1 protein-coding gene is annotated in these 393 nt (G+C 66.2%); it reads right to left on the reverse strand.

The features are described 5' to 3' along the window. The coding region (gene ampE / locus AC1DHL_RS30070) for a regulatory signaling modulator protein AmpE (protein ID WP_478164379.1) at positions 1-393 on the reverse strand (393 nt) is incomplete at both ends.

The raw sequence follows: 393 nt of genomic DNA on the forward strand, positions 1-393 counted from the left end.
TCCTCGGCCAGCGGCGCGCCAAGCCGCACGCCGAGCGCCCCGCCGCCGCTGGCGAGCAGGATGCCGTTGATCGCATCATTCCACTTGCGCGCGTGGTTGCGCCACGCGTACACGGCATCCTCGAAATTGCCGACGATGGCAAACCCGATCGCCGTCAGCCGCGAAGGTACCCAGTCCAGCACATAGAACGCCTGCGAGGCAAAACGCCCCAGCGCCGGGCTGCGCTCGTTCGACGGCTGGTTCCACTGCCGGCTCAGGAACTCGGCGGTGCGGTACAGCACGACACCACCCGGGCCAATCGGCACCAGAAACCAGAAAAACACCCCAAATACATGGCGATGGACGGCGATGATGGCCGCCTCAAGCGTGTGACGCACGATCTCGCTGACCGGC

It is taken from the genome of Variovorax sp. 10L426 (genome assembly GCF_056395305.1).